Origin of the sequence: Sulfitobacter alexandrii (assembly GCF_001886735.1) — a bacterium.
Taxonomy (GTDB): domain Bacteria; phylum Pseudomonadota; class Alphaproteobacteria; order Rhodobacterales; family Rhodobacteraceae; genus Sulfitobacter; species Sulfitobacter alexandrii.
Window position 1 is genome coordinate 2,791,943 of the sequence record NZ_CP018076.1, and the last position, 14,475, is coordinate 2,806,417.

Annotated in this window: 16 protein-coding genes; all 16 read left to right on the forward strand. The window is 64.8% G+C overall.

The window, feature by feature from the left end; translation table 11 throughout:
• Window positions 1-10: 10 nt before the first annotated feature.
• The 16 genes from BOO69_RS13745 to lpdA all read left to right on the forward strand — a co-directional run bounded on the left by BOO69_RS13745 (window position 11) and on the right by lpdA (window position 14,412).
• Window positions 11-946 carry a class II glutamine amidotransferase gene (locus BOO69_RS13745; RefSeq protein WP_071972680.1) on the forward strand — a complete coding sequence of 312 codons (936 nt, stop codon included), beginning with the start codon at window positions 11-13 and terminating at the stop codon, window positions 944-946.
• A gap of 57 nt (window positions 947-1,003) precedes the next feature.
• The gene (locus BOO69_RS13750; RefSeq protein WP_071972681.1) at window positions 1,004-1,591 is read left to right on the forward strand and encodes a poly-gamma-glutamate hydrolase family protein; all 588 of its coding nucleotides are present in this window, start codon (window positions 1,004-1,006) and stop codon (window positions 1,589-1,591) included.
• 164 nt (window positions 1,592-1,755) lie between these two features.
• Window positions 1,756-2,637: a sulfotransferase domain-containing protein gene (locus tag BOO69_RS13755; protein ID WP_172839545.1), complete on the forward strand. Its 882-nt coding sequence runs from the start codon at window positions 1,756-1,758 to the stop codon at window positions 2,635-2,637.
• A 235-nt stretch (window positions 2,638-2,872) separates the two neighbouring features.
• Entirely contained in the window at window positions 2,873-4,066 is a 1,194-nt protein-coding gene (sucC, locus tag BOO69_RS13760) for an ADP-forming succinate--CoA ligase subunit beta (RefSeq protein WP_071972683.1), read from the forward strand.
• Window positions 4,067-4,292: 226 nt separating this feature from the next.
• Complete coding sequence (locus BOO69_RS13765; protein ID WP_237267472.1) at window positions 4,293-4,577, forward strand: hypothetical protein; 285 nt, start codon at window positions 4,293-4,295, stop codon at window positions 4,575-4,577.
• On the forward strand, window positions 4,577-5,119 hold the full coding sequence (locus BOO69_RS13770) for a hypothetical protein (RefSeq protein WP_071972685.1): 543 nt from the start codon (window positions 4,577-4,579) through the stop codon (window positions 5,117-5,119). Before BOO69_RS13765 ends, BOO69_RS13770 begins: the two co-directional genes overlap by 1 nt.
• Window positions 5,116-5,367 (forward strand): hypothetical protein, encoded by a 252-nt coding sequence (locus BOO69_RS13775; RefSeq protein ID WP_071972686.1) that lies wholly within the window; start codon window positions 5,116-5,118, stop codon window positions 5,365-5,367. The genes BOO69_RS13770 and BOO69_RS13775 overlap by 4 nt, the downstream gene beginning before the upstream one ends.
• A 54-nt stretch (window positions 5,368-5,421) precedes the next feature.
• A complete protein-coding gene (gene sucD / locus BOO69_RS13780) occupies window positions 5,422-6,309 on the forward strand; it encodes a succinate--CoA ligase subunit alpha (RefSeq protein WP_071972687.1) in 888 nt (295 codons plus the stop codon).
• Window positions 6,310-6,334: 25 nt separating this feature from the next.
• Window positions 6,335-6,865, forward strand: a complete 531-nt coding sequence (locus tag BOO69_RS13785; RefSeq protein WP_071972688.1) for a DUF805 domain-containing protein — start codon at window positions 6,335-6,337, stop codon at window positions 6,863-6,865.
• Entirely contained in the window at window positions 6,862-7,242 is a 381-nt protein-coding gene (locus tag BOO69_RS13790) for a hypothetical protein (protein WP_071972689.1), read from the forward strand. Before BOO69_RS13785 ends, BOO69_RS13790 begins: the two co-directional genes overlap by 4 nt.
• Before the next feature lie 23 nt (window positions 7,243-7,265).
• Window positions 7,266-10,229, forward strand: a complete 2,964-nt coding sequence (locus BOO69_RS13795) for a 2-oxoglutarate dehydrogenase E1 component (RefSeq protein ID WP_071972690.1) — start codon at window positions 7,266-7,268, stop codon at window positions 10,227-10,229.
• Window positions 10,230-10,232: 3 nt separating this feature from the next.
• Window positions 10,233-11,810 (forward strand): 2-oxoglutarate dehydrogenase complex dihydrolipoyllysine-residue succinyltransferase, encoded by a 1,578-nt coding sequence (gene odhB / locus BOO69_RS13800; RefSeq protein ID WP_071972691.1) that lies wholly within the window; start codon window positions 10,233-10,235, stop codon window positions 11,808-11,810.
• Between the two features lie 56 nt (window positions 11,811-11,866).
• Window positions 11,867-12,250, forward strand: a complete 384-nt coding sequence (locus tag BOO69_RS13805) for an MAPEG family protein (RefSeq protein ID WP_071972692.1) — start codon at window positions 11,867-11,869, stop codon at window positions 12,248-12,250.
• Window positions 12,251-12,262: 12 nt separating this feature from the next.
• Window positions 12,263-12,526 carry a hypothetical protein gene (locus BOO69_RS13810; RefSeq protein WP_071972693.1) on the forward strand — a complete coding sequence of 88 codons (264 nt, stop codon included), beginning with the start codon at window positions 12,263-12,265 and terminating at the stop codon, window positions 12,524-12,526.
• Window positions 12,523-12,918 (forward strand): MAPEG family protein, encoded by a 396-nt coding sequence (locus BOO69_RS13815; RefSeq protein WP_071972694.1) that lies wholly within the window; start codon window positions 12,523-12,525, stop codon window positions 12,916-12,918. The genes BOO69_RS13810 and BOO69_RS13815 overlap by 4 nt, the downstream gene beginning before the upstream one ends.
• Before the next feature lie 105 nt (window positions 12,919-13,023).
• Window positions 13,024-14,412, forward strand: a complete 1,389-nt coding sequence (gene lpdA / locus BOO69_RS13820; RefSeq protein ID WP_071972695.1) for a dihydrolipoyl dehydrogenase — start codon at window positions 13,024-13,026, stop codon at window positions 14,410-14,412.
• Window positions 14,413-14,475: the final 63 nt, after the last annotated feature.

Sequence of the window (14,475 nt, forward strand, 5' to 3'; positions counted from 1 at the left end):
CAGGATCCCCATGTGCCGCGTCTTTGCCTATATCGGGCCTGAAATACCGCTCGCGAGCCTGCTCCTCGAGCCCGAGAACAGTCTGATCAATCAGAGCCTCGACCCTGAGCTTCATCCGCACCTTCAGTTGGCGGGCTGGGGATTTGGCGCATGGAGCGAGCACCTTCTGAAACCGGAAGAGCCATTGCTCTATCGCAGGCCCAAGGCGGCCTTCTACGACGACAATGCCAAGGGCATCATTCCGAGCCTTCAGGGCAGTACGCTGCTAGCTCACGTGCGCGCGTCCAGCTACGATGCCGGCGTTGTTCAGGTTGATGAAAACTGTCACCCTTTTTCCTTTGACGGGACGCCCTGGATCATCGCCCAGAACGGTGCCTTGCCGAACTGGCGGCTGCTGCAAAGGGAACTGCTGGCGCATTGCGAGGATCGCTATCTCAAGCAGATGCGCGGCACGACCGACACGGAATTCCTGTATGTATTGCTGCTGTCCCTGCTCGAGGGTGACAGCGACGAAGACGTCAAACAGGCGTTCGAGAAACTGCTCGAGGTCATTCTTGAGGCAATGGAAAAGCTCGATCTTGCCGCGCTGACAAAGCTGAAGATCGCCCTGGTCTCGCAGGACCGGATCATTGGCGTCAATTACGGCTGCGGCCACAAGGGTGAGACGGACGTAACCGGCAACTGGAAGGAACTGCGCGACAAGGACATGTCCCTTTCGATGCTGCTGGAGCCGATGTACCTTCTCATCGGAAAGAACTTCCAGAATTACGAGAACTCCTACAGGGTCGATGTGTGCCCGGAAAACGAGGCGACCTCCGCCATTTTCGCATCCGAACCCCTGACCGAAGAGGGGGAGGACTGGCTGAATATCGAATTCGGTGAGATCGTGGCGATCGAGAAAAAGGGCGGACGCATCTCCAAGAAGGTGAGCAGGCTGAACACATGACCGCCGGCATCCGCCGCGACATATCAGCAGCCCTTTCCACGAGCAGGACAATGATGGATGGGTGATCGTTACAGAAATTTTGAAGAACTCGCTGCCGCGTCGGAGGAGGGAGTCGACTACTGCATCCGATCCGAGGATCGCGGCTCGTCCGTCGTGATCCTCGCACCGCACGGTGGCACGATAGAGCCTGGAACCGCAGAAATAGCGCAGGCAATCGCGGGCGCCGACTTTTCCCTGTACATCTTTGAAGCACTGCAAGCCGGCGCGCATGGCGACTTCCACATCACTTCTCACCGCTTTGATGAGCCGAAGGCCCTCGACCTTGTCGGCAGGTCTGACACGGCAATCGCGGTTCACGGACGCAAGGACGACGGGAGTGACACGATCTGGTTGGGCGGTCGCGCAATTGGTCTGCGCGATGCCATCGCGGTATCGCTGCGAAACGCCGGTTTCGAGGCCGAACCGAACAAGAGGCTGCCCGGCGTTCACGAAACCAATATCTGCAACCGGACGCGTTCCCACGAGGGCGTGCAACTGGAGCTGTCACGGTCGTTTCGCCGCCGGCTGAGCACGGAATCGACCCTCCTCGACGATTTCTGCACGGCCATCCGGAACGTCATCCGGCCGACGCTCACAGCGCCCTGAAACGGGCCGCGGGGCCAGCCAGGACCCGCGGCGCAGCGTTGCACGCAACACATTCCGCAACGACAGCCCGCCCATCGTGCCGGATGCCGCTGCCCGCCATTTTCTCATTGCAATTCGCCTGCACAGCACCTTCCCTGTGACGGATGCTGCAGGAGGCGCCGGACATGACTGGCCGACAACTCTATCTCGGGCCTTTGACCGACAACCGCCGCTGGGACATGGTACGCCTGCGCGGCGACGACGTGATCGTGGCCTCCCCGCCGAAATGCGGCACCACCTGGATGCAGACGATCGTCGCCCTGCTCTGCTCCGGCGATCCGGAACTGGAAACGCAACCGACGGTGCGCATGCCCTGGGTCGACATCCGCGTCCGCGAGATGGCCGAGGTCGCCGACAGGATCGAAGCGATGAACCACAGGCGCTGCCTGAAAAGCCACACGCCGATGGACGGGCTGCCACTGGATGACCGGGTGCAGTACATCTGCGTCTTTCGCCACCCGCTCGACGCGCATTTCTCCTATCGCACGCATCTGCGCAACATGCCGATGCCGTTCTTCACGCTCTGGTATCCGGAGGACGATCAGGACGGCACCACCTTCCGCCGCTTTCTCGATGGCGGTCCCGAAGGTTTTGACGGCGATGCCATGCCGCTCGCCCATATCGTCAGGCACTATTCCGCCGCCCTGGCGCTGGCCGACCGCCCGAACGTGACCCTGTTCCACTATGCCGACATGCGCCGTGATCCACCGGGCACCTTCGCACGCGTGGCGGAGGTGCTGGGCATCTCCCATCCGCCCGCGGTGATGGACCAACTGCTGCGCGCAGCCAGCTTTGACCACATGCGGGCCAACGCCGCGCGCTATGCGCCCGGGGGCGGCAGCGGGTTCATGAAATCGGACGCGGAGTTCTTTCACAGCGGCAGCAGCGGCAAATGGGTCGGCACCCTGACCGATGCCCAGCTTGCCGCCTATGACCGTGCCATGGATGCCGCGCTTTCACCGGATCAACGGGCCTGGCTGGAATACGGATCGCGCGGGCGGCGCTGACCCGGCGGCGCGGATCGCCACTCCCGATTCCTCAAGGAGTGGCGGCGGCCATCGGGCCATATTTCATTGACATTTGCATAATCCCGCCACTTTTGTGATCACAGCATTTCGGCGCGTGATCACAAAATGCACTTTGCCCTTTCAATATCCCGCCATCTGCTAAATCGTGTTTGGCGACAGATAAGACTCGCGCGCAGCGCGCCGATCTTGAAACAAGCAACGGGATCCATTTGCGATGAACATCCACGAATACCAGGCCAAAGCCCTCCTGCGCAGCTACGGCGCGCCCGTCTCCGATGGCCGTGTCGTCCTCAAGGCAGAGGACGCCAAGAATGCCGCCGGAGAGATGGATGGCCCGCTCTGGGTGGTGAAGGCGCAAATTCACGCGGGCGGCCGCGGCAAGGGCAAGTTCAAGGAAGCAGACGCCGGCGACGCAGGCGGCGTGCGCCTTGCCAAATCCGTGGAAGAGGCCGCCGAACAGGCCAAGAAGATGCTGGGCCGCACCCTCGTGACCCATCAGACCGGCCCGGCCGGCAAGCAGGTCAACCGGATCTACATCGAGGACGGCTCGGACATCGAGACCGAGCTCTACCTCGCGCTGCTGGTCGACCGTCAGACCCAGCGCGTGTCCTTCGTCTGCTCGACCGAAGGCGGCATGGACATCGAGGAAGTCGCGGCGAACACCCCCGACAAGATCCTCAGCTTCTCCGTCGATCCGGCGACCGGCTACCAGCCGTTCCACGGCCGCCGCATCGCCTTTGCCCTCGGTCTCGAAGGCAAGCAGGTCAAGCAGTGCGTCAACCTCATGGGCCTGCTCTACAAGGCGTTCCTTGAAAAGGACATGGAGATGCTGGAGATCAACCCGCTGATCGTCACCGACGGCGGCGATCTCAAGGTGCTGGATGCCAAGCTCAGCTTCGACGGCAACGCGATCTACCGTCACGCCGACATCGCCGAGCTGCGCGACACCACCGAGGAAGACCCCAAGGAACTCGAAGCCTCCAAGTACGACCTCAACTACATCGCGCTGGACGGCGAGATCGGCTGCATGGTGAACGGTGCGGGTCTGGCGATGGCGACGATGGACATCATCAAGCTCTACGGTGCCGAGCCCGCCAACTTCCTCGACGTGGGCGGTGGCGCAACCAAGGACAAGGTGACCGAGGCCTTCAAGATCATCACCTCCGATCCCAACGTCAAAGGCATCCTCGTGAACATCTTCGGTGGCATCATGCGCTGTGACGTGATCGCCGAGGGCGTGATCGCCGCGGTCAAAGAAGTCGGCCTCAAGGTGCCGCTGGTCGTCCGCCTCGAAGGGACCAACGTCGAGAAGGGCAAGGAGATCATCAACAACTCCGACGTCGACGTGATCGCCGCCGAGGATCTGAAGGACGGCGCGCAGAAAATCGTCAAGGCCGTCAAGGGGTGAGGACCTGTCCGGCCATAAGGCCGGCGAAACCTCCGATGGAGGTTTCGAGGTCCGAACGGGCGGAGCCCCGGCAAGGGACCTGTCCGGCCATAAGGCCGGCGAAACCTCCGGTGGGGGTTTCGGGGTTCCGGCAGGCGCCTTCCCGGCGCCGGAACCGGAACCTCCGGGCCGTTCGGCCATTTTCCTTGCAACGGAACATTCAGAAAGGTTGACCATGCAGGAAAAAATGCGCACCTCCCCCCTCGTCTCCGGCCTCGCCCTCCTCGGCGCGGGGCTGCTTATCCGGCGCTGGCAGCCCGATCTGCTGACCCTGCCCGACGACGACGACGATTCCCGTGGCCATGACCACGGCATCCGCCGCGCCGCGCGCAAGTCCCGTGACGGGCTGGCGGGCGCGCTGCCGGGGAATTTGACCGGCTCCATCGCCCGGTCGCTGATGATCATGGGCGCGGGGCTGATCCTGGTCCGCGCGCTGGACGAACTGGTCGAGGACGAGGACCGCCTGTTTTGATGCGAAACCTCCTCCATATCGCGCTCTTGGCGGGGCTTGCCGCGCCGGGGGCGATCGCGGGCACGTCGACGCCCGCGCGCATCGCGATCACCACGTTCAACGACTGGTGCTTCAAGGCGGGCCAGACTGTGGCCGATGCCCGGACGAACATGCAGGCCGATGGCGCGCCCTTCACCCTGACCTTCTGGGACGACAGCCTCGAGCCGCGCCCGGCCGATGCCCCCGAAGGGGTGGAACGCCGCTGCGAAGTGGCCTTTGACGGCGACCATACGGCCGAGGCCATGGAAGCGCTGCGCGCGCAGATGGCCACGGCGCCTGTCTTCGGCACGCCGATCCCCCTGCCCGACACGCACAGCCCCGCCAGCGGCACCACCCTGATCGAAGGGCGCGAACTGCTGCGCGGCCGCGTCGCCGTCGTGCATGTCGGAACCCGGAACGCCCCCGCCGCCCCCGTCACCTTCATGGCCGTGGACCGTCTTTACGCCGGGCTCGGTCTGCCGGGGGGATCATCACCGCAACCATCCCGACGGAGCCAGCCATGACAGCACGTCTGACCGCCGCCCTGATCGCCAGCGCGGCCCTTCTCGCGGCCTGCAACGACGTTGCCAACGACGGTGTGCGCGCCGGGCCGCAGGCTGTCCATCCCGGCACCTACGCGCCGGCGCGGGGCCCCGTTGCCGTCGCCCCGGTCACCACCGTCGGCTGTGGTGCCGCGGGCGAACCTGACTGTGCCGCCGCCGTGCCCTACACCCCTGTCCCCGGCGACGGATCACGACCCATCATCGACTGACGCCTGCGCGACGGTCTGAACCACGAACGAAAATAACTGAAGGAGACGCGGCACATGGCCGTACTTGTAGACGAAAACACCAAAGTCATCTGTCAGGGCCTTACCGGGTCGCAGGGGACCTTCCACACCGAACAGGCCATCGCCTACGGCACGAAGATGGTCGGCGGCGTCACCCCCGGCAAGGGCGGACAGACACACCTTGACCTGCCGGTGTTCAACTCCGTCCACGAGGCGATGCATGTGACCGAGGCGAACGCATCGGTGATCTACGTGCCGCCGCCCTTCGCCGCGGATTCGATCCTCGAGGCGATCGACGCCGAAATGCCGCTGATCGTCTGCATCACCGAAGGCATCCCGGTGCTCGACATGATGCGCGTCGCCCGCGCGCTCGAAGGGTCCAAGTCGCGCCTCATCGGGCCGAACTGCCCCGGCGTCATCACGCCGGACGCCTGCAAGATCGGCATCATGCCGGGCCATATCCACAAGCGCGGCACCTGCGGCGTCGTCAGCCGCTCGGGCACGCTGACCTACGAGGCGGTCAAGCAGACAACCGATCTGGGCTACGGCCAGTCCTCCGCCGTGGGCATCGGCGGCGACCCGATCAAGGGGACCGAACATATCGACGTGCTGGAAATGTTCCTGGCCGACGATGAGACCGAATCCATCATCATGATCGGCGAAATCGGCGGCTCCGCCGAGGAAGAGGCCGCGCAATTCCTCGCGGACGAGCGCAAGAAGGGCCGCTGGAAACCCACCGCGGGCTTCATCGCCGGGCGCACCGCCCCTCCGGGCCGCCGCATGGGCCACGCCGGCGCCATCGTCGCCGGTGGCAAGGGCGGCGCCGAGGACAAGATCGAGGCGATGAAATCGGCCGGTATCGTCGTCGCGGACAGCCCCGCCACCCTTGGCGAGGCCGTCAAGGCCGCGATCGAAAAGGGCTGATTGCCCGCTGCCGACGGAGACGCAGATGACCTTCGCACAGGCTGTCCGAACCTGCCTTCGGCGCTATGCCACATTCTCGGGCCGCGCGCCGCGGCCCGAGTACTGGTATTTCGCGCTGTTCGGGTTTCTGGGCAGCCTGCTGCTGGGGTTCGTGGACAGCGCGCTGTTCGGCGACCCCGTGCTGCTGACCGCGCCGGGCACCGTCACCGTGGACAACGGCGGCCCCATCGCCAGCGTTTTCGGCCTGGCCATCCTGATCCCGTCGCTGGCCGTGGGCTGGCGCCGGATGCATGACACGGGCCGCTCCGGACTGTACCTGCTCTACCCGCTGATCGTTCTGGTGGGGATCGGCATGTTCGCCAGCTTCGCGGGCGTGTTCGGGCACGTGATGGCTGGCGACCTCGGCGGGATCTTCGTCGGCGCCTTCGGCATCGTCCTGATGCTGGCGGCGATCGTCGCCCTCATCTCTCCGTTTCTCGTGATCTGGTGGCTTACCCGTCCCAGCCAACCCGGCCCCAATGTTTACGGCCCGAACCCTCGTGAGGTGTCCCAATGACCAGACAGCCCGGCCCGATCCTCGGCGCCGTTGCCCTCGTGGGCAGCACCCTGCTGATGGCCGCCGACGTCACCGCCGAAACGGCGCGGGAGAAACGCAACCGCAAGGCCGCCGAGAAATACGAGGAATACACCGGAATGTCGCAAGGCTCCGTTGTCAATCTCGTCCAGAAGGGTTTCGGGACCAAGCCGCCGGAATACACGATCTGGTATCTCGAGGATGTCGCGGACGCCCAGGAACTGGCAGCAGCACCCGAAACGCTGTGCCATCGCCAGCGTCAGGCGGATGTGGCCCTCGCCGAACCCCGCCCGACGTCCGCCGCGATGCAGGACGTCAGACCCAACGTGAAGATCCTTTTCGTCCGGTGTACGCGCTGAGGCGCTTCCAAGGAGTAAAACCCATGACTGAACAGCCAGCCAACGACCAGTTCCAGGCGTCGTCCTTCCTCGAAGGTCAGAATGCCGAGTACCTCGAACAGATGTACGCGCGATACGCCAACGACCCCGCCGCGGTGGACGAGGCATGGGCCGCGTTCTTCAAGGCGATGGGCGACGAAGACTCGGCCGTGAAGGCCGAGGCGGCGGGCCCGTCCTGGGCGCGCAGCGACTGGCCTCCGGCCCCGGCGGGAGACGACATCGGCGCGCTGACGGGCGTGTGGCCGGACCCGGTCGAAGCCCGCGCCGCGGGCGACAAGATCGCCGCCAAGGCCCAGGAGAAGGGGGTCGAGGTCTCGAACCAGCAGATCCGCGCCGCGGTGCTCGACTCCGTCCGCGCGCTCATGCTGATCCGCGCCTACCGGATCCGGGGCCATCTCGCGGCCGAGCTTGACCCGCTGGGCATGCGCGACACCGGCGAGCACGCGGAACTGGACCCGAAATCCTACGGGTTCACCGAGGCGGACATGGACCGCCCGATCTTTCTCGACAACGTGCTGGGGCTCGAAGTGGCGAGCATGCGCGAGATTGTCGATATCGTGAAGCGCACCTACTGCGGCACCTTCGCGTTGCAGTACATGCACATCTCCGACCCCGAACAGGCCGGGTGGCTCAAGGAACGCATCGAAGGCTACGGCAAGGAGATCGCCTTTACCAAGAACGGACGCAAGGCGATCCTGAACAAGCTGGTGGAGGCCGAGGGCTTCGAGAAGTTCCTGCACGTCAAGTACATGGGCACCAAGCGCTTCGGCCTCGACGGCGGCGAAAGCCTGATCCCCGCGATGGAGCAGATCATCAAGCGCGGCGGTGCCCTGGGCGTCAAGGAGATGGTCATCGGCATGCCCCACCGTGGCCGCCTGTCGGTGCTGGCCAACGTGATGCAGAAACCCTACCGGGCGATCTTCAACGAATTCCAGGGCGGCAGCTTCAAGCCCGAGGACGTGGACGGATCCGGCGACGTGAAATATCACCTCGGTGCCTCGTCCGACCGTGAATTCGACGGCAACACCGTGCACCTGAGCCTGACCGCGAACCCCAGCCACCTCGAGGCGGTCAATCCCGTGGTTCTGGGCAAGGCACGCGCCAAGCAGGACCAGCTGAACGACAGCGACCGCACCAAGGTCATGCCGATCCTGCTGCACGGCGATGCGGCCTTCGCGGGCCAGGGCGTGGTGGCGGAATGCTTCGCGCTGTCGGGGCTGCGCGGGCACAGGACCGGCGGGACCATGCACATCGTGGTGAACAACCAGATCGGCTTTACCACCGCGCCGCACTTCTCGCGCTCCTCGCCCTATCCCACCGACAACGCGCTGGTGGTCGAGGCGCCGATCTTCCACGTGAACGGCGACGATCCGGAGGCGGTCGTTCATGCCGCCAAGGTGGCGACGGAATTCCGCCAGAAATTCCACAAGGACGTGGTGATCGACATGATCTGCTACCGCCGCTTCGGTCACAACGAAGGCGACGAGCCGATGTTCACCAACCCGATCATGTACAAGAAGATCAAGGGCCAGAAGACCACGCTCAGCCTCTATGCCGACCGTCTGGTCAAGGACGGCCTCGTCCCCGAGGGCGAGATCGAGGACATGAAGGCCGACTTCCAGAAGAAGATGAACGAGGAATTCGAGGCCGGAAAGGACTACCGCCCGAACAAGGCCGACTGGCTGGACGGCAAGTGGTCGCACCTCGACAAGTCGAAGGAGAAGAAATACCAGCGCGGCAAGACCGCGATCTCCAAGGACACCCTTGCCGACGTCGGCAAGGCCCTGACAACGGTCCCCGACGACTTCCCGCTGCACAAGACGGTGGGCCGTCTGCTGGAGGCGAAGCAGGCGATGTTCCGCGACGGCGAAGGTTTCGACTGGGCCACGGCCGAGGCCATCGCCTTCGGGTCCCTCCTGACCGAGGGCTACAAGGTCCGCCTTGCCGGACAGGACAGCGCCCGCGGCACCTTCAGCCAGCGGCATTCGGCCCTGATCAACCAGGAGACCGAGGACCGCTACTATCCGCTGAACCACATCCGCGAGGGTCAGGCGGAATACGAAGTCATCGATTCCATGCTGTCCGAATACGCGGTGCTGGGTTTCGAATACGGCTATTCGCTGGCCGAACCCAACGCGCTGACCCTGTGGGAAGCCCAGTTCGGCGACTTCGCCAACGGCGCGCAGATCATGTTCGACCAGTTCATCAGCTCGGGCGAGAGCAAATGGCTGCGCATGTCCGGTCTCGTCTGCCTGATGCCGCACGGCTACGAAGGGCAAGGGCCCGAACACTCCTCCGCGCGGCTCGAACGGTTCCTGACGATGTGCGGCGGCGACAACTGGATCGTGGCGAACTGCACCACGCCGGCCAACTACTTCCACCTGCTGCGCCGCCAGCTGCACCGCAGCTACCGCAAGCCGCTCATGCTGATGACGCCGAAATCGCTCCTGCGCCACAAGCTGGCGATCAGCCGGGCCGAGGATTTTACCACCGGCAGCAGTTTCCACCGCGTCTTGTGGGACGACGCCGAAAAGGGGAACTCCGACACCCAGCTGGTGGCGGACGACAAGATCAAGCGGGTCGTGATGTGTTCGGGCAAGGTCTACTACGACCTGCTGGAAGAACGCGACAGCCGCGGCATCGACGACATCTACCTGCTGCGTTTCGAACAGTTCTATCCCTTCCCGGCGCAGTCTTCGGTCAAGGAACTGGAACGGTTCAAGAACGCCGAAATGGTCTGGTGTCAGGAAGAACCCAAGAACCAGGGCGGGTGGAGCTTCATCGAGCCGAACATCGAATGGGTTCTTGGCCGCATCGGCGCGAAACACGGCCGCCCCACCTACGTCGGCCGCGCGACATCCGCCTCGCCCGCGACGGGGCTGGCAAGCCAGCACAAAGCACAACAAGCCGCTCTCGTTGACGAAGCGCTGACCATCGAAGGAAAGTAACCCATGACCGAAGTACGTGTGCCCACCCTGGGCGAATCCGTCACCGAAGCGACCGTCGCGACCTGGTTCAAGAAGCCGGGCGACACCGTGGCGGTGGACGAAATGCTCTGCGAGCTGGAAACCGACAAGGTCACTGTCGAAGTGCCGAGCCCGGTGGCGGGCACCCTGTCCGAGATCGTCGCGGACGAAGGCGAAACCGTGGGCGTCGACGCCCTGCTCGCCAACATCTCGGAAGGCGACGAAGGGTCCAAGGACGCACCCAAGGGCAAGGAAGCCGCCAAGGACGATGACGCCGAGTCGGGCGCGGAGCGGACCCAGGACGCGCCGAAATCCATCGATGCGGGCGCCGAGGAGATGAAGCCCCGCGACGCCGCCGACGACATCGACGTCATGGTTCCCACCCTGGGCGAAAGCGTGACCGAAGCCACCGTCAGCACATGGTTCAAGCAGGTGGGCGACACCGTCGCACAGGACGAGATGCTCTGCGAGTTGGAAACCGACAAGGTCAGCGTGGAAGTGCCCGCGCCCGCCGCCGGCACCCTGACCCAGATCCTCGCCGAGGAAGGCAGCACCGTCGAGGCGAACGGCAAGCTGGCCGTGATCTCGGGCGGTGAAGGCGCCTCCGCCTCCGCCCCCGCACAGGAAAGCGCGCCGCCCCCCGCCGCCGCCGACGGCAAGAGCGGCAAGGATGTCGAGGACGCGCCATCGGCCAAGAAGGCGATGGCCGAGAACAACATCAGCCGCGATGCGGTCACGGGCACCGGGCGCGACGGTCGCGTGATGAAGGAAGACGTGGCCAAGGCGATCGCGGCGGGCAGTTCCGCCGCCTCGGCGCCGGAAGCCAAATCCGCCCCCCGCGCCCCCTCCAGCGCCGATGACGCGGCCCGCGAGGAACGGGTCAAGATGACCCGCCTGCGCCAGACCATCGCGCGCCGCCTGAAGGAAGCGCAGAACACCGCCGCGATGCTCACCACCTACAACGAGGTGGACATGACGGCGATCATGGAACTGCGCGACGAGTACAAGGCCCTGTTCGAGAAGAAGCACGGGGTGAAGCTGGGCTTCATGTCCTTCTTCACCAAGGCCTGCTGCCACGCGCTGAACGAGGTGCCCGACGTCAACGCCGAGATCGACGGGACCGACGTGGTCTACAAGAACTACGTCCACATGGGCATCGCGGTGGGCACGCCGACCGGCCTTGTCGTCCCGGTGGTCAAGAACGCCGACGCCATGTCCTTTGCCGAGATCGAAAAGACGATCAACAGCCTCGGCGCCAAGGCCCGCGACGGCAAGCTGTCGATGGCCGACATGCAGGGCGGCACCTTCACCATCTCAAACGGCGGCGTCTACGGCTCGCTCATGTCCTCGCCCATCCTGAACCCGCCGCAGTCGGGCATCCTGGGCATGCACAAGATCCAGGACCGCGCGATGGTGGTGAACGGCGAAATCGTCGTGCGCCCGATGATGTACCTCGCCCTCAGCTACGACCACCGCATCGTCGACGGCAAGGGCGCCGTGACGTTCCTCGTGCGGGTCAAGGAAGCGCTGGAAGACCCCCGGCGCCTGCTGATGGACCTGTAAACTCCCCCGCGGTGGCCCGCCACGGGCCGCCGCCCCCACGCTAGGATCTGGACGCCATGACCGAAATTACCATCCTCATCGCCTATGGCCTTCTGGTCATGATCACCATCCTGCTGCAGGTGCTGGGCGCGATGACCCAGCTTTCCATGGGTTACCTGATGTCCGCCCGCGACGACAATCGCGGCACCACGGGCATGGTCGCGCGCATCGAACGGGCGCTGAACAATTCCGTCGTCGCCATGACGCTCTTCGCGCCGGCCGTGCTGATCCTCGTGGTCACGGAACAGACCAACCCGACCACCCTGCTGGCCGCACAGGTCTTCATGATCGCGCGCATCATCTACCTGCCGGTCTACGCGCTCGGCGTGCCGGCGGTGCGCACCTTGGCCTGGCTGGCGGGCTTCCTCGCCACGGCCGTTCTCTATTTCCAGGCGCTTTGAAAGGGCCCCGCCATGCAGATGATCGTTCACCAGCACGTCACCGATTTCGCGGACTGGAAGGCCGCCTTCGACAATGACGCCGAGGCACGGCGCAACGCGGGCCTGACCGTGTTGCAGGTCTGGAAGGACGCCGACAGCGACACCCACGCCTTCTTCCTGCTCGATGTCAACGACCGCGACAAGGCTCAGCAGTGGATCGACCGGTCCAACGCGCTGGCGTCCGACGACGGCGGCACCGTGACCTCCAGTTCGGCCTACTTCCTGGAGACCCGATGACCCCGGAACTGACCGCGCTGACCCTTGCGGCGCTTCTGCAATACGTCCAGTTCGCGCTCTACGCCGTTCCCGCCAACCGCGAGCTCGGGCCGGGCTACACCATGTCCGCCCGCGACCGGGAACCGTCGAAGTCGCTGTCCGACCGGACCGCCCGGCTCGGCCGGGCCTTCGACAACCATTTCGAAGGGCTGATCCTGTTCGCCATCGCCGTGGGCGTGATCCAGATGTCGGGACAGAACAGCGCGCTGACGGCGCTCTGCGGCTGGGTCTACCTCGGCGCGCGGCTGGTCTACGTGCCCGCCTACGCGCTGGGCTGGCGGCCCTGGCGGTCGCTGATCTGGTTCGTCGGCTTTCTCGCAACCCTGCTGATGCTGCTGACAGCGCTCTTCTGAGTTCATTGTTCGCGCAAATACACCGGGGGGCGGCGCTTGCGCCGGGGGGCTGGCCCCCCTACCCTCGCTTCCGACACGCTCAACACCCAAGGCAAGGAGACTCCCATGTCCAGCTATGATGTCATCGTTATCGGCTCCGGCCCCGGCGGCTATGTCGCCGCGATCCGCTGCGCGCAACTGGGTCTCAAGACCGCCTGCGTCGAGGGGCGCGAGACACTGGGCGGCACCTGTCTCAACGTCGGCTGCATCCCGTCCAAGGCGTTGCTGCATGCCTCCCACATGCTGCACGAGGCCGAACACAACTTCGCCGAGATGGGGCTGAAGGGCAAGTCGCCCTCCGTCGACTGGAAACAGATGCTGACCTACAAGGACAGCACGATCGAGACCAACACCAAGGGCATCGAATTCCTGTTCAAGAAGAACAAGATCGACTGGCTCAAGGGCTGGGGCAGCATCCCCGAGGCCGGCAAGGTCAAGGTCGGCGACGAGGTGCACGAGGCCAGGAACATCATCATCGCCACCGGGTCCGAGCCGTCATCCCTGCCCGGCGTCGAGGTGGATGAAAAGGTCGTCGTGACCTCCACCGGCGCGCTGGAACTGGGCAAGGTGCCCAAGAAGATGGTGGTGATCGGCGCGGGCGTGATCGGCCTCGAACTGGGCAGCGTCTATTCCCGGCTGGGCTCGGAGGTCACGGTGGTCGAATTCCTCGACGCGATCACGCCGGGTATGGACCCCGAGGTGCAGAAGACCTTCCAGCGGATGCTGAAGAAGCAGGGGCTGGATTTCATCATGGGCGCTGCCGTGCAGAAGGTGGAAGCCACCAAGACGAAGGCCAAGGTGCATTACAAGCTGCGCAAGGATGACAGCGAGAATGCCATCGACGCCGACGTCGTGCTGGTCGCCACCGGGCGCAAACCCTACCACGAGGGCGTGGGGCTGGACGATCTCGGCATCCGGCTGACCAAGCGCGGCCAGATCGCCGTCACCAAGGAATGGGAAACCGACGTCAAGGGCATCTATGCCATCGGCGACGTGATCGAAGGCCCGATGCTGGCCCACAAGGCCGAAGACGAAGGCATGGCCGTCGCCGAGGTGATCGCGGGCAAGCATGGCCACGTCAACTACGGCGTGATCCCCGGCGTGATCTACACCCACCCCGAGGTCGCGTCGGTGGGCGAAACCGAGGCGACGCTCAAGGAAGCGGGCCGCGCCTACAAGGTCGGCAAGTTCTCCTTCATGGGCAACGCACGGGCCAAGGCCAACTTCTCGGGCGACGGTTTCGTCAAGATCATTGCCGACAAGGAAACCGACCGTATCCTCGGCGCGCATATCATCGGCCCGTCCGCGGGCGACCTGATCCACGAGATCTGCGTGGCGATGGAATTCGGCGCCTCGGCGCAGGATCTGGCCATGACCTGCCACGCGCATCCCACCTATTCCGAAGCGGTCCGCGAAGCGGCGCTGGCCTGCGGGGATGGCCCGATCCACATGTAGGCCGCGCTGCCGTCCGGTACGCGGTACAAGAGGGGGCGTGGTCCGGTCCACGCAGGGGGACGG